Below are 19,846 nucleotides of genomic sequence, written 5' to 3'. Positions count from 1 at the left end.
TTTAAGAAAGCTAATTTCTTAAATTTATTCAATTAAACGTTTGTTTTCTTTAAAATCATAGAGGGTTAGTTGTCTTAAATTGAAATAAGCTTGCCAAAAATTTCCTAATGAATTGATATAATCTCTTTTGGCTTGATCTTTTTCAGTTAAGGCAATTGATAAATCAGTAATACTTATTTTTCCGATTAGGTATCTGTTTTTAGAAATATCATATCTTCTTTGAGAGATATCATCGGCTTTTTGAGTTATTGCCACTTGATCTCTTAACATTTCTAAAGTTTTAACTTGTGTGTAAACCTCCTGCTCAAAATTCACTCTCTCTTGTTGAACTGTATATTGCACTAGTTGATAATTTGCCTGAGCAGTTTTAACTCTGGATTTTTGACGTCCCCAGTCCACTATAGGAATTGTAAAGCCTAACTGAACTCTTTGTTGATTTTCTGGAGTTTGGTAAATAGCAGGGAGCTGATCTCCTTGATTAGTAAGACCGAAACTACCGAACAAATTCATATTTAAGCCGGTTTCTCCTTGCGCTCTATCTACTTCTTTATCTGCTTCCAAAAGTCGTCTTTCAAATCCAATAGCCTCCTGCCTGTTGCGTAAGGCTTCTTGCAGTGCAAGATCAGGATTAATATTAAATTCCGGGATTTCCTCAGGAACAATTAAATTGAGTTCATCATCATTTTTTAAACCTAAAAATGCTTTCAGTGCTAGCTGTCTTGTTTCTAGGTCAAGTTTTGCTTGAGCAACAGATTGCCTGGAATTCATTAAGCTTAATTCCAATTGCAATAATTCATTTTCTGGAATTTTACCTAGTTCATAGCGACCTTGCGCAATTTTATAGATAGTGTCATTATTACCTAAATTCTTTTGAGCGATTTGTAAACTAACCTGAGCACTTAACAAATTGAAAAATCTAGATGAAACATCTTTTGAAATCTGTTCAAACTCCTCTACGAACTCACGCTTTGATTCCTCAAACCGTAATGGCTCAATCTTTTTATCCCATTTCAGCTCATTAAATCTAAATAATGGTTGAATAAACCCTATCGATAATGGATCACCACCATATCTGAAATCATTTCTCTCAAAGTCATCAAAGCGGTTTACAGTAGAATTCAAAAAAACGGTCCCTCCTGTTAATCCTATTTGCTGTTCAAGATTTAAAGAAACATCAGAATTACTATTAAAAACTGATCTAAACTCAGTTGAACCATCTTCCTGGGTGATAGGCGTAACTGATCTATTAAAATTAGGTAATGTCCCACTCAAACTTAGCTGAGGAACGAAATTAGATTTAAAAACTCTGTATTGCCAATAGCGGTTTTCTTTTATGGTTTCAGCTCTTTTGAAAGCTGGAGACTGAGTTTTAGCTATTTGAATTACATCTTCTAGCGTATAAGTTCTTTGAGCATTTGATTGGACTGACACGAGATTCAATCCTATTAAAATAATTATGCTTACTATAAAATTTCTATTCATATCTTAAAGAAGTTATTGGATCTTGGTTTGCTGCTTTTCTAGCTGGCGCTATACCGAATATTAAACCAACCGTTGCGGCAACACCAAACGAAATAACTATTGAAATTCCACTTACAATAGTTGGAATATCTGCAAATGAGGCTACTAAATAAGCAAAAACAATTCCTAAAATAACACCAATTATTCCACCGCTTATACTGATCATTACGGCCTCGAGCAAAAACTGAAGAATTACATCCGACTTCTTGGCACCTAAAGATAACCTAAGACCAATCTCTTTAATCCTTTCCATTACTGAAGCCAGCATAATATTCATAATTCCTATACCCCCTACCAAAAGAGAGATACCAGCAATAGCTCCTAGTACTATGTTGAAAATATTTTTTGTTTTCTGTTGCTGTTTCAACAATAATTCTGGAATTGTCACTTCAAAATCTACTTTATCATAGTGACGCCTCTTTAGCATTCTGGAAATTAATTCCGCAGTTGGATTTAAACTTTCAGACTTTTCAACCTGAACCGTAAGTTTATCAATCTGATGATAATTAGGGTTCGCTTTCTGATTGTTTTCATCATCATTATTTCTGGCGTTAGCTTTTTTCAACTGCGCTTGAGTTAGTGCTGCTCGATTTCTATAATTCACTAATACTGTTTGCACTGGAGTATAGATATCCATATTGAAATCACGTAAGCCAAGATTATCCAAACTCTTTTGGCTATATAGTCTTTCTTTCAGAACCCCTATAACCTCGAGCCAGTGAGGGCCTACCTTTATCATCTTGCCCACAGGATTAGTATTAGGAAAAAATCGCGACTTAACGGATTTACCAATAATGCAAACGCGACTTCCAATCTTGAGATGCTCCTCAATAAACATATCACCTTGGTTTAGCTCAAAAGCAGAAAGATTAAAATAAGATGGATTAACCCCTACTAATTTAGCTGATCTTCTAATACCGTTTCGAATCACATAGGTATCTAAAATTATTTCAGGACTAACTGCTTCTATTCCTGGGATAATTTCTGCAATACTTTCTGCATCGGCCAGGGTTAAACCAGGACTAAATTTTTTCTTTTCTTTTTTACCTGAACTTTGTTGTAAATCTTCTTCTGTTTGTTCAATAACTGGTTCTATCACAATATTATTGACCCCTACTAATTTGATTTGATTCAAAATTTCCTGTTGGGCACCATTACCAATGGCAAGCATTGCTATTACTGCCGCTACTCCAAAAATAATTCCAAGTGCCGTTAAAAAAGAACGCGTTCGGTTTGCTACTACCGCCTCAAACGCAATATTAAGATTGGCTAATATTTTTTCTTTCATCTAGAGTTGAGGTGTTTTTAAAAGCTGCACATCTTTATCCTCCAATCCATTTGGAGCTACTAAATAAACTTTTTCACTGAATCAACACCTTCTTGAACTATCACCTCATTTGCATTTGCTTTCCCTAGGGTTACTTCCTGCTTAATCGTTTCCAGACCAGATTTTTTATATACAAATGCTATTGAATCCCCTTGATTAAATATTGATTCCAGTGGTACATAAATTGCCTCCGGTACGATATCAGTTATTATTTCATTTGCTGTGCTCATTGCAGGTCTCAAAGTAGTGTCGCTTTCATTAATTTCTACTTTCACCTCAAATACTTTAGCATCAGAATTAGGTCTTTGTTCCCCAACATTTGCTACATAAATAACTTCACCCGTTAATTTTTTATCTGGAAATGCATCTAGACCTATATTAACATGCTGACCTTTTGTAATTTTTCTAATATCCACTTCATTCACAAAGGTGGTAGAAATCATAGTAGATAAATCTGGAAGCGTGGCTACTGTTGGGTCCCATGCTCCAATAGAGGCTCCTTCAGATTTTTTAGACCCATCATATTCTCTAACGTAAATCACCATGCCATCTTCAGGAGCTGTGATTTGAAATTTCTTTCTAAGTTCCAGTAAGAAGTTTCTTTCATCTCTATCTTCAGATAATTCAGCAGCAGCTTCTTGCATCTGAGCTACGGCCTTATCTTTCTTTAGTAAATAATTCTCTTTGGCTTGTTTAAACGCACGTTTGGCTTTGCTTAGATCTATTTCAGCTTGCTTGATTGTTGCTGGCGGTTCGAATTGAGATTGTTCTAAAACTAGTTTTTTTTCTTCTACAGCAAATTCTAAATTGATTAATTCATCTCTAGACTGTCTTAAGGTTAGAGCAGTATCCAATTTGGTTTGAGTATATTGAGATAAGCTTTGTTGATATTCGTTTTCTACATTTCGAAGTCTATCTGATAATTCAGATGCATCCAAACTGGCCACAAAATCACCTTTTTCTACCACTGTTCCTTCGTCTACCAATTTATCGATCTTCACATTCCATAATCTTGCCGCTCTCAATCCCGATGGACCTGTAATTTTAATGGCGTTTTTTGCCTCCAGCTCTCCCGTTGTAGTGATTGCAATAACGAATTCTCCTTTTTGTGCTTCAGTCAATATTTCAACCGATTCATTATTTCCACTTCCAGAAAATGTAAAAAGAGCTATCACAATGATCACTACAGCTGATAAGCCAATTATTAATTTTTTATTCATAGTACAAATTTTAAGGCTGATCCCTTTATAATGTAAAATTACTTATAATAGTTTGAAATATTTCTCCACTCGTAAATCTATAATGCCTACTAAATAAATAGTTAAACGGTCACTTACAGCCTATAGTATAAATTGGATGATATAAGAATTGAAATAGTTTCATTTAGGTTTATATTATCTTCTACATTTAATTTAACCTTAGTATTAATTCAAAACTCTTAGCAAGTTTGATTTTATCAAAACAGTACGATCCATTTTATTACCTTTGCAATCCTAATTAAAGAAGATGAAGAAATTAATAAGTTTTGTTTTAAGGAACATCCCACGTAAATACATACAAAGAGTAAGTGGTATAAGCTTGAAAATAATTGGACTTTTTTATAGAGGAAGCAATGTATACTGTCCAATTAACGAAAAAGGATACAGGAAATTTCTTCCCTATGGAAGAGTAAATCCGCGTGAAAATGCTTTGTGCCCTGATACTTTATCTTTAGAAAGGCATCGACTTTTATGGTTGTATTTGAAGAATAGAACAAATTTCTTTCAGGATAAATTAAAAGTGTTGCATGTTGCTCCTGAACAATGTTTTATGGATCATTTTGAAAAACTGCATGGTGATGATTATATCACTGCGGACATAGAATCACCATTAGCTAAAGTTAAAATGGATATTCATGATATACCATTTCCTGAAAATTCTTTTGATGTAGTTTTCTGCAATCATGTGATGGAACATGTAGATGATGATATTAAAGCCATGAGTGAATTACATAGAGTTTTAAAACCAGGTGGGTGGGGAATATTACAAATTCCTTTCTTTGAGCCCATTCCTGATAAAACTTTTGAAGATAATTCTATCACAGATCCTAAAGAAAGAGAAAAGATTTTTGGTCAAGATGATCACGTTCGTCTTTATGGGAAAGACTATCCTGATAGGTTAAGAAAAGCAGGTTTTAACGTGATAGAAGAAAATTATATAAACGAATTAAGTGAAGAAGAGGTAAGAAAATACGCACTTCCAAAGGGTGAAATCATTTATAGGGTGGAGAAATAATAACTACCTTAATCCTGTAGGTTTCGGTTGCTTAATATAAGTAAAGCTCTCTTTTATAAAACCGAGACCATAGGCGAAAAGCTGAATGAATGAGGTAATTAAACTTAAAGATGATACCAAGAAATCATTAGTTTTAATAAAAGCATCAATACCAATCATGATGTAGTATAAAGCAATAATTGCGGCCCCAATTTCAAACAAATTAATATTCCAAAATAAAGTAGAAATCCAAAAAGCTAGTCCTAAAACGAAAAATAAGGGTAAAAGATGAACGAGCTTCAATTCATTTTTATAGAATCGGAAAATATTAATTCTTCCTCTTCCGAAGAAAAATAATTGTTTATAAAACTGCCCCAATTTGGTTCTTCTTTTGTGATAAACTTTAGCCTTTGGTATTAAGCCAATTTTGAATCCGGCATTTTCAATACGAATACTAAATTCAATATCCTCTCCCATTCTGGTAATTAAGTAGCCCTGAGTTTTTTCGAACACTTCTTTAGAAATACCCATATTAAAACTTCTTGGCCTAAATTTTTCTAACTGCTTATTCCCTCCTCTTATACCCCCAGTGGTAAAAAACGAAGTCATGGAATAGCTAATCGCTTTTTGGATTCGAGTAAAACTATCTAATGCAGCATCGGGTCCTCCAAAAGCATCTAACTTTTCTTTATTTAGATGTTCTTCTACTTGTTCAAAATAATCATTTGGAATAATACAATCAGAATCGAAAACAATAAAATAATCTCCTTTTGCTTTTTCAAATCCAAAATTACGGCTAAAACCTTGTCCTGAATTTTCTTTAAAATAATACTGCAGATTTAATTTGGATGAATAAGCTTCACAAATATGATCACACTTAATAGTCGATCCATCTTCCACTACTATTATTTCAAAATTGCTGAAAGTTTGCTGGGTTAAACTTTCTAACAACTCTTCAATTTCATCGGGACGATTATAAATAGGAATAACTACAGAATAAAATCTCATCCGATTCCAATTTCTTCATCCACAATATAATCCAGCTTTTTAGGAGAGTTCATGGTAATCATTTCGCCTATAAACCCTGCTAAAAACAATTGTACTCCTACAATTAAAGCAACAAGAGATAAAAAGAATAGTGGCTGATCCGTTATTTCTCTTACCGGTAAATTATAATGAATTTCGTAAAACTTTCTGGCAATCACATAAAGGGTCACAAAGAATCCGAAAATAAATGAAAGTGTACCAAAAGCACCAAAAAAATGCATTGGGCTCTTTTTAAATTTTGAAACGAAGGTGATGGATAGTAAATCTAAAAAGCCGTAAAGAAACCTTTCGAGTCCATATTTAGTCTCACCATACTTTCTAGCTCGATGTTGAACCACTTTCTCTCCGATTTTTTTAAACCCATTCCATTTGGCTATAACGGGTATATAGCGATGCATTTCACCGTATACTTCAATATTTTTAACCACCTTACTTCTATAAGCCTTTAAACCGCAGTTAAAGTCATGCAGCTTAATTCCTGATATTTTTCGTGTCACAAAATTGAAAAACTTAGAAGGGATAGTTTTGCTGATAGGATCATGTCTTTTCTTCTTCCAGCCTGAAACAATATCATAACCATCGTTTTGAATGATATGATAAAGTGCAGGTATTTCATCAGGGCTGTCCTGCATATCGGCATCCATGGTAATGACAACTTCGCCTTCGGAAGCTTTAAAACCGGTATGAAGTGCAGCAGATTTACCGTAATTTCTTGCGAATTTTAAGCCTTTTACTTGAAGCTTTTGTTTAGCTAAATCTTGAATTATCTCCCAGGAATTATCAGAGCTACCATCATCAATCATGATTACTTCATAGCTAAGCAAGGGCTGTTCTTTCATTACTCTTTCAATCCATTCCACCAATTCAGGAATAGATTCTTCTTCATTAAATACAGGAATTACTATGCTTAAACTATACTTCATAATCGTTTCGGTTCTGAGGTTCGCATAAATAATGACACTAATGGAGTGACTAAAACTCCTATTAAAATATTATTGAAAGCTAAGCTGCCAATAATTCGTGCATTTGATGATTCAGCTGATTTTAAATATTCTTGATATCCCTCTTCTCCCATTTGTTCCACTAACATATCCTTACCCGCAATGATCTTCTCCAATATCATTTCACGATATTCATCAAAATGATTATTCTCAAACAAACTACCATCTGCCCAAAGAACTATTGAATAGAAGAGTGCGAAAAATAAAGTATACAAAATACCAATAGAAAATCCCTGCCAAAACCTTAAACCATCTGGATTAGCATCTCTAAAAATCTTTACGCTAAAAAATAAAAAAATAGCCAAAAGAGGTCCAATAAATATAATGTTACTGCTGTATACAACAGGATTTTTATCTAAAAATATTAGAATAACGAACATTAGCACCACAAAAACTATTGCTATTAAGCTAAATCTTAAGGGGCTTTTAATTAATAAATTCATGTTTAGGAATTGATATAATTTGAATCAATATATTGATTATTGTTATTGAACAGTGCAATAACTTTTGCAGTAAATTCAGTATTCATAAAAGGAGAATTATCACTTTTAGATTGATTGCTTTTAGAATCAAATGTCCATTTTTCATCTGTTGAGAAAATAGTTAAATCCGCTATTGCTCCTATTTCGATTTTATTCTCTGGTAATTTTAGAAGTTTCTTCGGATTTCTTTCAATACAGTCCAAGAATGTAGAAAGTGTAATTTTGTCTGCTAAATAGTGATGATATAATGGATATAAAAGTTGAGAACCCATAATTCCGAATTCTGCCAAATCAAATTCCATTTTCTTATGGTCTTGATCAAATGGCTGATGAGAAGAAGCAATCACGTCTATAGTACCATCATTTACTCCTTTAATTAAAGCATCGATATCTTTTTGAGTTCTTAAAGGCGGTAATACTTTATAATTAGTATCAAAATCTTCAAGGTTTTCATCATCCAATATCAAATGGTGAATATTTACATCACAACTTACTTTCAGTCCTTTTTCTTTTGCTTTCCTTATTAAGTCAACACTTTTGGTACTACTTATACAACTAAAATGAAGTCTACCACCTGCATATTCTAAGAGATCCAAATCTCTTTTTACTACTATCTCTTCTGCTAAATGCGGAATACCTTTTAACCCTAATCCAGTGCTCACTTTACCCTCATTCATCTGCCCGAATAATGAAAGCTTATGATCTTGAGGAAAAGTAATTAGCAATCCATCAAACTTTTGTAAATACTGTAAAGATTTAACCAGTATATCACTATTCCATAGTGGTACAGAACCATCTGTAAAAGCAAGAGCACCTGCATGATGTGCATCTAACATTTCATTCAAATCTTCTCCATTACAATCAACCGTAACAGAAGCTGTTGGTAAAATTTGACTGGTTTGATTTATATTATGAGATAAAACGGTTTTGATATCTGCCTTATTTTGAATCACAGGTTTGGTATTAGGCATTAATAATGCTGCTCCAAACCCTCCTGATTGAATCACATGAGTTAAGCTATCAAAATCTTCTCGATATTCTTCTCCTGGTTCACCAGAAAAAACTCTCATATCAACCCAAGAAGGCGAAGCGATTAGTTCATTAGCTTCAATAATTTTCTCAGCATTGAAATTAGAGGAAGGTTTAATGTCTTGAATCTTACCATTTTCAATGAGTAAATCAACAGTCTGATTATGCCATTCAGAGCTTGGATTTACAATTTTTACAGACTTGATGCAGGTACTCATATCTATTTTAGAAAGCGTATGATTAAAACTTCAGCTAATAAACTTAGCAAAGCTAATACTAAGAAGTATTTCCACAAAGGAAATCCTTCCTTGGTTTCAGCAATATATTCATCAATTGAAGAAAAATCATAACTTTCTATGATTTCAACATTACTTTGACCTTGAAATAACTCCTTTAATTTAGAAGTGGTATAATAACTATTTTCACTTTCTGCTTTCGGGTAATTTAATGCTAAAGGTCCTAATACTTCCTCAGTTTTAGTATTGATGATTTCATAAAAACCATTGTTAATATCATCAGTAGGTAAAATCAATTGCAATTGATTGGTACTCACTCGCTGATCTGGAACTAACTCTTGGTTCAGCTGCTTCAATTTAAAAATATCAGATGATGACAAATTAGAAGTATTTAGCTGGATCAAATCATCATTTAAATAACTGTACTGCACTTGATTTTCATTATTTCCCGAAAAAGCAATCTTATAAAAGACAGGTAAAAAGATGCCATGTCTGGTGAAATTCGTAAAATCCTCTTTCAGTGGACTAGAAAAAGCATAAATATTATCTTGAATCCCTACTACGGATAAAAAAGGATAAGTATTAACAAATGAGAGTAGATTTCTTCCTGATGTCCATCTCATAAATAGTCTTGATTCAGGCATACTAATATTGCCATCCAATGAACTGAATATATTTGTATAAAATGGATTTTGTATATCAGGAACAGAAAGTCGAATTGAATTTTCATTACTATCCTTAATAAGGCTGATATTGGAAAAGCCTAACTCTTCCAAAAAATTAAATTGATCAAAATTTGAATTAGGTATTATTACCAAGTTTTTTCCTTCTGCAGCATAGCTTTTTAAGGCTGAAGAAGCAAAACTGCTGAGTTGATTTCCAACTTCAAGTAATACCAAATCATAATTTTCTAAATTTTGATAAGAGAAATTAATTAATGATTCCTTTTCTAGATTAAAAAGATCTTCATTCTCAAAGAGAGTAGTGATTAATGTATTAGGCTCAGTAGCGCTTAATGACAAAACGTTTAATTTCTCTTGATTTATAACAGAAAAATAAAATTGATTATCAAATTCAATTTCATCACCTTCTAGCTTAATTTCATATTCTCTAACCTTTGTTTCCGCAAATCGCTTCAAAGGAAAATTTATTACTGAAGAAGCATTATCTTCCAAGCTGATTTGTTGAGTACCTTCTAATTGATCATTATTCAAAAGCGATAAATTCACATCTAGTCCATTCCCAAATAATGAAATCCTAATATTTAGGCTTGCCGTTTCTTCAGCATTTTGATCAATCCAAACTGAATCAATAAATGCATTGGTTGGCTTTTCAAGGTAGGGTGGCATGAAAATAAAAGCCTTAGTAGTATCCTTAAAATAGTTAATATTTTCCGAAATAAGATTCTCTTGATAATCACTGAGAATTAATAGCTTTTTAGCATCCTTATATTCACTTAAGGCAGATTTTATATCAATAGAGCTTTTTGAATTTAAAATATTTGAATTTGAATAGGCAGAAATTAACTCACCATTTATGTTAATCGCTTTTAAACTTTGTGGATATCGCTCATATAATCTATTAACATAGCCTATATTTTCATCAAAAATTGAATTCGATTTACCTTCAGTAAAACTTAAATTTGATGGTGTATCATCCACTAAAATCAGATTTAACTCAGAATTAGTAGCTTCATTTTTCCAAAAAGGTTTAGCGAGACTGAAAGTAAGAAAAATAATCAACAGTATTCTGGAAATTAAAATAAGAATATGTTTGAGCTTTCTACTTTTCTTCTCCTCTTCATGAACTGCATTAAGAAAATATAGATTACTGAATTTTAAAGTTTTATATCTTCTGAATTGAAATAAATGAATCAGAACAGGTATTAAAACCAAAAAAAACAGCCAAAAAGCATTGGGATTTGTAAAACTCATAGAACAGCCAAATTAGTGTAATAGATGAAATGAACCAATACTTTAATGTAATAATTAAGGTCTCAATCTCTAAAAAAAGATATTCCAAAAGATTATTCTAAATTATAAGGATAAATTGTATTAATTTACTTAAAATTGTCGGTTGTACAGCTTAATCAACCATTATTTTTGATTAATTTGATACATGATTTTAAATATTTTACTATGGAAATGAATTTACTGAAAAAAATCACTCTATTATTTTGCCTATCAATAGGGATTATATGGCAAAGTAATGCACAAAACACACGAATTACAGGGAAAATTATTGACGATGAAACCAAGGTTCCACTTATTGGAGTTAATGTGGTAATTAAAGGTAAGGTTTTAGGTACTACAACAGATTTCGATGGAAATTTTGATTTCTCTGTTAGCCTAGCCACTCCTATTACACTTCAATTTAGTATGGTTGGTTACCAAACCCAAGAATATACGATTGATGAAAACAATAGCAGTACAGATATAAAAATAAGTTTAAAGGAAGAACTTCTGATGGGGCAGGAAGTAGTAGTTTCAGCATCCAGAGTAGAAGAAAGCATATTGCAATCACCCGTTTCCATAGAGAAAATGGATGTTTTAGCAATTCAACAAACCCCCGCAGACAATTATTATAAATCAATAGGATACTTAAAAGGTGTTGATGTAACTCAAAGTAGTATCAACTTTCAAATTGTAAATGCCAGAGGTTTTAACTCTACCGGTAATACTCGTTTTGTACAGTTAACTGATGGAATGGATACACAAGCTCCCGCCTTAAACTTTCCAATTGGTAACTTAAATGGGCCATCAGAATTGGATGTTGAAAGTGTAGAATTCATACCTGGTGCACAATCAGCTTTATATGGACCAAATGCTTTTAATGGTATTATGAGAGTAACTAGTAAATCTGCTTTCGAATACCAAGGATTTAGCTTTTTTGCTAAATCAGGAGTAAATCATGTAGGAGCTGATACTGAGGCAGGAGCACCAGGCTCGCCTCAACCCATGTATGAAGCATCATTTCGATATGCAAAATCATTATTCAATGATCGTTTCGCTTTTAAGGTTAACGGAAGCTACATGCGCGCTGAAGACTGGTATGCAACTGATTACAATTCAGACAGAAATAGCGCACTGCAACCAGATGGCATTTCATTCAATCCAGGAAAAGATGCTCCTAATTTGATGGGAGATGAAGCCGCAGTGAACTTAGCCATTTTATCTTTATCAAGCGACTGGGCTACTTTAGCAGGACAATTAAGTAATAACTCTCAAATTCAAAGAGATAATCTTATCAGAAAAGGAGTACCCACCAATCAATTTGTACAAAATGGATTTTTACCTAATCAATTAGTATCTGCATCACCTTTCCAAGAGCATCAATTAATTGATTATGGTGCAGAAAATATTAAAGGTAATGTAGGATTGTATTATAGACTTACTGATAATATTGAAGCAAGTTATTTGTGGAATGCAGGCTTTGGTACAAGTATTTATACTGGGGCACAAAGATACAGTTTGAAAAATTTCGGTATTCAACAACATAGATTACAGTTTGAAGGGACAAATTGGTTTGTTAGAGGTTACGCTACTTTAGAAAATTCAGGAGATTCCTATATTACTGAATTTTACGCCAAAAGGGTTTTAGATTTAAGTGTTGGCAATAGTCCTGTAGGTGTATTTACTCAAGATGTATCAGGATGGCTTGGTACATACGCATACAATTATTTAGCCTATTTAGATGCTCAAGGAATTGACCCTAATGTTAATTCAGTGTCAGATGTCAGTACACAAATGCAACAAGATGCGTTTAGTTATGCAAGAACTACTACTGAAGCGTTTTTTGATGTAGATTTTGATTCTGAAGAGGGGCAAAACATATTAGAAGAGGCAGCAGATGGGACGGTGCCAAATGGACCGAAATTCAATGACCAGTCACGTATGTATCATGCTGAAGCGCAATATGACTTTAGTGATCAAATTGAATTTGTAGATATTTTGGTTGGCGGTAGCTTCAGACAGTTTGATTTAAGATCAAATGGAACCATATTCCCAGATAGCCCTGAAAATCCGATAACCATAAACGAATTTGGGGGATTTGTTCAAGCATCAAAAAGGTTGTTAGATGATAAATTAAAGCTTATCGGATCCATTCGTGGTGATAAAAATGAAAACTTTAATGCAGTATTCAGCCCTAGATTATCCAGTGTTTTAACTTTCAGCAAGACTCACAACCTTAGAGCATCTTTCCAGACGGGATTTAGAAACCCTACCACTCAAGGACAATTTATTAACTTAGATATTATATCAAGTAGACTTTTGGGAGGCTTACCAGGAAACTTAGAAGAGTATGGAATTGGCACCAATCCTAATATTTACACAATTGAATCTGTAAACGGATTTGCAGCTGATGTTTTTGCTGCTACTCCTGAACAAAGGGCAGATGCTAATTTTATTCCTAATGCAGCACAACAATTGGTAGCGATCGAAGATTTTGATCCTGTTGCTCCTGAACAAGTACAATCATTTGAAGTAGGCTATAAAAGTGTTGTAGACAATAAATTGATGTTAGATTTTGTAGGATATTATAATAACTATAACAACTTTATTGTTCAACAAAGAATGAGAAGAGCGGGTTTAAATCCTGATGGTAGTGTAAATCCATTAACTTTATTAAACGGTACTGCAGATAACACTTTCCAGGTATATACGAATGCTGATGAGCAAATAAGTGCTTATGGCTTTGCTGGTGAAGTTAATTATAGCTTACCAAAAAAATATAGTATTGGTTTTAACTATAACTATAATAAGTTAAACACACAGAACGCTAGTGATGACTTTGTTTTTGGATTCAATACCCCAGAACACAAATTCAACATTAAATTCGGTAACAGAAAGCTGACTGATAAAATTGGTTTTAATGTGGTGTACAGATGGCAATCAGAATTCTTCTGGGAGTCATCATTTGGAGATGGTATAATCCCAGCTTTTGGTACAGCTGATGCACAAGTATCATTTAAATTACCATCTAAGATGATGTTAAAAGTGGGTGGCTCTAACTTATTAAATCAGTATTACCAACAAAGCTTTGGAGCTCCAAGTATTGGTGGGATTTATTATGTATCCATTACATTCGATCAGTTGATGAATTAATATTAGTAATCTTAATAGAGTAAGGGTGACTGCTAACACAGTCACCCTTTTTTATTGCTAATATTTCTAATCTATTAACACCATACCATAGTACTTATAAATACAATATATTCTATAAAAAGGCTTACCCTTTAGGGATTTAAATATTCCAATAAATTGCCCCTCTTCAATATGAAATATCACTCCACTACGGTTAATTTTCTAATTAGAGATAAATAAAGAATAATTATTAATGTAATAGGCTTATCAGACTTAGTGCTCTAATTCATTTCAATCAAGCTTTTTAAATCAGTATATATTTGAATCTAAAAACTTGGAATCCTAAAATGTTGAACATAAAAAAAGGCCACCAAATGGTGACCTTTTAAAATAATTAACCTCTATTTATTAATTTCCTTCAACTTGAACTTTTACCTCAATAGTAATTGTTCCGTTACCAAGTCCATCTCCCTCATCAATTTCAACTACTCTAACTAAACCTGAGTATCCACCTCTGTCTGCATCTAAAGTGAATGCAACTACACTCCCTTCAGATAAGTTAGTTGCAGAAGAGTTAGTATTATTCTCAGAACTAGCTGCAGCCTCTAATTGACTATTTAATAAAATACCGCCAAATTGCGCAGGAGATAAATCAGTAACTCTGAATTTAGTAGAGTTTCTTGTTCCAAAAATGCTTGAAATTGGTAAACCAACAGCTGTATAAACTGTATTAAGTCCTCCATCATCAATAGAAGCTAAAGTTACTCCATCATTAGAACCAACATAATGAGCGAAATCAACAGGAGAACCACTAGTTCCTGAAGCGTCTCTTGCTTCTGCGTAAGTATACCTAACATTACTGAATGCATTATAAAAACCCTCATTAGAGTTTCCTTGAGCACCTAATAAAACAGTAGTATAAGTATTAACACTTGAAACTACACCAGCAACAGCATGTACTCTACCGTTATCTGATTCAATATCAGCAGATACAACTGGTGCTCCGCCCGCAGCTAAAGTTTCAGTTTCCTGAAAAACAGTAGGTGCTATTTGAATATTAGATCCTGCTGCCGTAGCATAAGTATTAGTACCTTGCTGTAAACCAGCTCCTAATGCCTGTGCAGAAAAATCACCTAAAACTACGTGAGTTGCAATAATTCCATACCATTCAGCTCCAGTGAAAGTATCCAAAGTGATACCCGCACCTTCGAATACAGCATTTACTGGTGCAAAAACCGTAATTGGATCATCGCCAGCTAAAACAGATGATAATAACGTTAAGCCCTCTCCAGCTGCATACGCATCTGCTTTCGCAATAGCTGCTGCTAATGTACTGAAGTCAGCACCTAATAAAACTGTTTGTGATACTTTACCTAAGTTTGCACCAATCGTAGCAAAAACAGTTGGTGGAATTAAAATAGTTTCAACAACATGCACTACACCATTGGTAGCTAAAATCTCATCTCCAACAAATTCAACGTCTGTATCCGATCCACCAGTCGCAATATTACCATTTGCATTAAAAGTTATATTCTCTCCTTGTAGTGTAGGTAAAGAAGTAGATTCCGTAAATGACTCTCTTCTCTCTACAGAAGCAACTGCGTGAAATCTTAAAACTGTTGCGATAACTCCAGGATTAACTTGATTTAGGTCATCCACTCCTAATGTTACTCTTAATTTCTCAAAAGCTGCATCATCTGGTGCAAATAAAGTAAGATCATTTCCTCCTAAAGCAGCAGCTAAATCAGCATCGGCACTTACATAAGCTGCTAATTGTGTATGATCTGGACTAGCAGAAACTATCTCCAATATTGAATTTTCTGGTTCTGGCTCTGGCTCCGGATCGTCATTACATGCTGTGAACATGAAAGATGACATCGCTAACATTAATAAGGCTAGCAAGCCACTTGTTGGTTTTAAAAATAAATTTTTCTTCTTCATAGTAGTTTTGTTTGTTAATTGTTGTGAAAATAGGTATTTAAACCACATTCTTAAAATATTGTTGCAAAAAATTATTATGCATAACGACTAATTTACTTGAATAATATTCCGCAACTAATTGATTGACACTTTTTTATTGAAAATAGTTGTGAATTGACAATAAATAATTTTCAAAAGAAAAACCAATTGAAAAGGATTCAATTGGTCTTTCTCTAATCACATATAATTTATTACTTCAAATGTTGGTCTAAATAATTAATGTAATTATTCATCAGCAGTATATAGCTTGGATAATTATAAGCTACACCGTGAGCACCTGGAGGAAAAATCTTTAAATCATGATCTTTTCCATTATCAATAAGTCCTTTTACTAATTGAAAGGTATTTTGAACGTGAACATTTTCATCCATTGTACTATGTGCAATATACATATGGCCTTTTAAGTTTGGTGCATAAGTAGTAGAAGACGAATTAATATATCCTTCTTCATTATCTTCTTCTAAGCCCATATATCTTTCCGCATAAATACTATCATATAGTCTCCAATCGGTTACGGGAGCACCCACTAATGCTACATTGAATACATCTGGATGATTAAGAATGCTGAAACTACTCATATAACCACCGTAGCTATGTCCTCTGATTCCAATTTTAGAAGCATCAACATAACCTAATTCTACCATATGGTTTGCTGCTTCAGCAAAGTCTTGCGCCTCAGCATGACCTAAATTTTTATAAACCACTTTTTCAAATTCTCGGCCATAGCCTCCTCCACCTCTGTTATTCACTTGAATTACAACATAGCCATTGTGAACCAAATACTGATGCCAAGCACTGGCCCTCCATTCATTGTAAACAGATTGAGCTCCAGGTCCACCATAAACATCCAGAACCATTGGGTACTTTTTATTTGAATCAAATCCAACAGGCTTATAAATTGCAATATCAATTTTATCGCCTTCTGAATTAGTAAAACTAGATAATTCAGGAGTTATAAAGGCAACACTTTTTAGCGCTTCATTTACTCGTTTATTTTCTTCAAGCATTTTAACCGTTTTACCTGAAGTATTTTTCAAAGCCACTTTTGTTGGAGTGTTTACATTAGAATAACGATCGATAAAGTAAGTTGCTTCTGGTGCCATATCTATAGTATGACGACCTACCATATCAGTTAATTTCTTCTTACCCTTGCCATTAAAGTTAATAACATAAAGTTGGCGTTCTAATGGTGAATCTTCAGTGGAGCTGTAGTAGATTTTCTTTTTCTTGCTATCAACAGCATGAACAAAAACCACTTCCCAATCCCCATTTGTTACTTGATTTTGTAATTCTCCTTCATAATTATATCGGTAAAGGTGAGCATAACCATCCTTATCCGTAATCCAGAAAAATTCTTTAGCATCCTTAGGGAAGAATGCATAATGCATAATACCTGCAAAGAAATCAAAAACATCAATCCATGCTTCAGATTCTTCTTCTAAAATCATTTGAGCTTTTCCATTATCAGCATCAGCCATATACATTTTCATATGCGTTTGTGCTCTATTCAAATGCATAACCGCTAATTTTGCTTTTTCAGCTGTCCAATAAATCCTAGGAATATATCCTTCCTCTAAAGGAACTTGCATCCACTCTTTAGATTGCTTTTCAACATTAATCACACCAATCTTAACAGTAGGATTAGTGTCCCCCACTTGAGGATAAGGCAATTCTACCCATTCTTTATGAGTACCTTGGTAGTCTGTCATTTGGAAAATAGGAACCTCTCTTTCATCTGACTGCCAGAAAGCAATATACTCACTATCATGAGACCATTCCCATGCCTGAGCTAATCCAAATTCTTCTTCATAAGCCCAGCCAAAACGACCGTTATAAAAACCATCTTCTGCATCATCAGTTAATTGGGTTTCCTTTTTTGATGCAAGGTCGAATACAAATAAATTTCCTCCTCTTTCATACCCTACTTTTTTACCATTGGGAGATAATTCAGCTGTTTGAGCATCCTTAGCTACTAAATCCAATGTTTTCTCCTCGATAGAATAGTAGTAATAATCCGAAACACCTGATCTTCTCCATACAGGACGGAAGTTAGTTTGAAATAATAAGTATTTTGAATCATCTGACCATTGAAAAGATACATATTCAAAAGGATCTTCAGAGCCTGGTACTTTCAAACCCTCAGTAGAAAAGATTAAAGTTTCTTCATCTGCATCTGGATTATATGATTTTATGATTTGAGCTCCATTCTCTCCTCTTTCAGTGAAAGAATAAGCTTCCCCATCGTTGATCCAATTAATATTTGTTGGTCCGCTGTTTCCGTTTAAAGGACGAGTGCCTGACATAGCCTCTTCAAAAGTGCTAAAGGTTTGTTTTTCTTGAGCTTGAACGGTAAAAGCCCACATCATTATAAGCAGGCCAAAAAGCTGCATTGATCGTTTCCTTATCATAATAATTTATTATTCGTTTAAATCGGCTTGAATTTAATAAAAATGTTCGGGAAATTAAGGCACTAATGTTGCTCAGGAAATTTATACCAAATCAAAACTGATGTCTTTTTTTGATTACCCTAAGTTTCCAATATCCCATTTTATAATAAGCAAAAGCAAGAATTGCGGCTAAGAAATTAGAAATCGGGAATGCCCACCAAATCCCTTCGAATCCTAAAGATGTTTTATTCGATAGCATAAATGCAGTAGGGAAACGAACAATCCACAAACTAAAAACAGAAATGAGCATTGATGCCTGTGTGAAACCAGCGCCATTGAATACTCCATTTAAAATTTGCTGTACCCCTAGCAAACCAAAACTAGGCGCCATGATTTTAATAAATAATGCTCCGTTTTTAATCACTTTTGGATCATTGGGTATGAAAAAAGCTGTAATAGGTTCAGCAAAAAGAAATAGTAAAATACCAATAGCAGTAAGTCCGAAGAAGCCAATCTTATTACTTAAATCGCCAATTTTTTCTGCTCTCTTAATTTTATTCGCCCCAATATTTTGCCCTACTAAACTCGTAGTGGCAATAGCAAAACCTAAAGCGGGGACCACTACCAGACTTAAAATCCTAGCTCCTACTCCATAGGCAGCAACTACTTCACTTCCAAAGCTCGTTACGAGCATGATCATAAAAGTCATACCTGCTGCACGGCTTGATTGATCTAAGCTTGAAGGAATTCCTAACTCAAATAATTTTTTCACCCATAGAAAATCCCATTTCATATGTTTGAATTTAATTTGAATCCCCATTTTACCTCTAAATAGGATCAATAATCCAACAAAAGCAGAAATTCCTTGCGTAAAAACACTAGCCATAGCTGCCCCGGCAACTCCATTTCCTTCTATTTGTCCCCAACCGAAAATAAACAAAGGATCAAGGATCAGATTTAAAAATACTGTACCAAGAACAATAAACATAGGCAAGTACACATTCCCGATTCCCCTCATTAAGGACTGAAAAACAAAAAACATAAAAAGAAAGACGAAGCCAAAAGAGGAGACTTGAAAATAGCTAATAGAGTCATTTAAGATCTCCGGACCAGCCCCTACAATTTTCATTAGGGGTTCAGCAGAAAAAAAGCCGACTATTGCTAGTAGTATTGAGATGATGAATATGACTACAACCGTTTGAGAAGATGCATAATTGATTTTAATCTGATTATCTGCTCCTTTATGTTGAGAAACGATAACGGTACCTGCTAACGTTAAACCACCCCCTAGCGCTAGAATTAGAAACAAAATCGGAAAGCTTAAACTTACAGCTGCTACCGCATTGGCTCCTAGCCTACCTAACCAAAAAGTATCGATTAGTTGATAGGCAGTTTGTAAAACATTAGCCATGATGATGGGAAATGCAAGGCTTACCAATGAATTTAAAATCTTTCCTTCTGTGTACTTTTTGGATTTTGCCATTAGGAAAGATACGGCT

At 33.8% G+C, this 19,846-nt stretch carries 13 protein-coding genes; 2 read left to right on the top strand and 11 right to left on the bottom strand.

Annotated elements, in window-relative coordinates; genetic code table 11:
* Positions 1 to 24: 24 nt before the first annotated feature.
* Genes QYS47_RS04990 through QYS47_RS04980 form a run of 3 tightly spaced genes read right to left on the bottom strand, consistent with a single transcriptional unit; the run spans position 25 to position 4,068 of the window.
* Positions 25 to 1,482: a TolC family protein gene (locus QYS47_RS04990; protein WP_302127520.1), complete on the bottom strand. Its 1,458-nt coding sequence runs from the start codon at positions 1,480 to 1,482 to the stop codon at positions 25 to 27.
* Positions 1,475 to 2,809, bottom strand: coding sequence for an ABC transporter permease (locus QYS47_RS04985; RefSeq protein ID WP_302127521.1), 1,335 nt, complete (start codon positions 2,807 to 2,809; stop codon positions 1,475 to 1,477). Before QYS47_RS04985 ends, QYS47_RS04990 begins: the two co-directional genes overlap by 8 nt.
* A 59-nt stretch (positions 2,810 to 2,868) precedes the next feature.
* A complete protein-coding gene (locus tag QYS47_RS04980; RefSeq protein ID WP_322347932.1) occupies positions 2,869 to 4,068 on the bottom strand; it encodes an efflux RND transporter periplasmic adaptor subunit in 1,200 nt (399 codons plus the stop codon).
* Positions 4,069 to 4,354: 286 nt separating this feature from the next.
* Between QYS47_RS04980 and QYS47_RS04975 the strand changes: the two genes are divergently transcribed.
* Positions 4,355 to 5,122, top strand: coding sequence for a class I SAM-dependent methyltransferase (locus QYS47_RS04975; RefSeq protein ID WP_302103706.1), 768 nt, complete (start codon positions 4,355 to 4,357; stop codon positions 5,120 to 5,122).
* A gap of 3 nt (positions 5,123 to 5,125) precedes the next feature.
* On the opposite strand, the gene QYS47_RS04970 is transcribed toward QYS47_RS04975, so the two are convergent.
* From QYS47_RS04970 to QYS47_RS04950, 5 genes are read right to left on the bottom strand one after another with little or no spacing between them, the layout of a single operon-like run.
* Positions 5,126 to 6,109 carry a glycosyltransferase gene (locus QYS47_RS04970; RefSeq protein ID WP_322347931.1) on the bottom strand — a complete coding sequence of 328 codons (984 nt, stop codon included), beginning with the start codon at positions 6,107 to 6,109 and terminating at the stop codon, positions 5,126 to 5,128.
* Entirely contained in the window at positions 6,106 to 7,071 is a 966-nt protein-coding gene (locus QYS47_RS04965) for a glycosyltransferase family 2 protein (RefSeq protein WP_302127525.1), read from the bottom strand. The genes QYS47_RS04970 and QYS47_RS04965 overlap by 4 nt, the downstream gene beginning before the upstream one ends.
* Positions 7,068 to 7,592: a DUF4199 domain-containing protein gene (locus tag QYS47_RS04960; protein WP_322347930.1), complete on the bottom strand. Its 525-nt coding sequence runs from the start codon at positions 7,590 to 7,592 to the stop codon at positions 7,068 to 7,070. The genes QYS47_RS04965 and QYS47_RS04960 overlap by 4 nt, the downstream gene beginning before the upstream one ends.
* Before the next feature lie 2 nt (positions 7,593 to 7,594).
* Positions 7,595 to 8,878: a dihydroorotase gene (locus QYS47_RS04955; RefSeq protein WP_322347929.1), complete on the bottom strand. Its 1,284-nt coding sequence runs from the start codon at positions 8,876 to 8,878 to the stop codon at positions 7,595 to 7,597.
* Between the two features lie 2 nt (positions 8,879 to 8,880).
* Positions 8,881 to 10,830: a BatA domain-containing protein gene (locus tag QYS47_RS04950; RefSeq protein ID WP_322347928.1), complete on the bottom strand. Its 1,950-nt coding sequence runs from the start codon at positions 10,828 to 10,830 to the stop codon at positions 8,881 to 8,883.
* A gap of 204 nt (positions 10,831 to 11,034) precedes the next feature.
* Between QYS47_RS04950 and QYS47_RS04945 the strand changes: the two genes are divergently transcribed.
* Positions 11,035 to 14,001, top strand: a complete 2,967-nt coding sequence (locus QYS47_RS04945; RefSeq protein ID WP_322347927.1) for a TonB-dependent receptor — start codon at positions 11,035 to 11,037, stop codon at positions 13,999 to 14,001.
* A 387-nt stretch (positions 14,002 to 14,388) separates the two neighbouring features.
* Here QYS47_RS04945 and QYS47_RS04940 read toward each other — a convergent pair whose 3' ends face one another.
* From QYS47_RS04940 to QYS47_RS04930, 3 genes are all read right to left on the bottom strand, one after another.
* Positions 14,389 to 15,921 (bottom strand): fasciclin domain-containing protein, encoded by a 1,533-nt coding sequence (locus tag QYS47_RS04940; RefSeq protein ID WP_322347926.1) that lies wholly within the window; start codon positions 15,919 to 15,921, stop codon positions 14,389 to 14,391.
* A 230-nt stretch (positions 15,922 to 16,151) separates the two neighbouring features.
* A complete protein-coding gene (locus tag QYS47_RS04935) occupies positions 16,152 to 18,368 on the bottom strand; it encodes a S9 family peptidase (RefSeq protein WP_322347925.1) in 2,217 nt (738 codons plus the stop codon).
* Between the two features lie 91 nt (positions 18,369 to 18,459).
* Positions 18,460 to 19,830: an MATE family efflux transporter gene (locus tag QYS47_RS04930; protein ID WP_322347924.1), complete on the bottom strand. Its 1,371-nt coding sequence runs from the start codon at positions 19,828 to 19,830 to the stop codon at positions 18,460 to 18,462.
* Positions 19,831 to 19,846 lie beyond the last annotated feature (16 nt).

This window comes from Marivirga arenosa (assembly GCF_030503875.2).
GTDB classification, from domain to species: domain Bacteria; phylum Bacteroidota; class Bacteroidia; order Cytophagales; family Cyclobacteriaceae; genus Marivirga; species Marivirga arenosa.
Note: the sequence above shows the minus strand (reverse complement) of the source record. Positions and strands in the feature narration are given on the sequence as shown.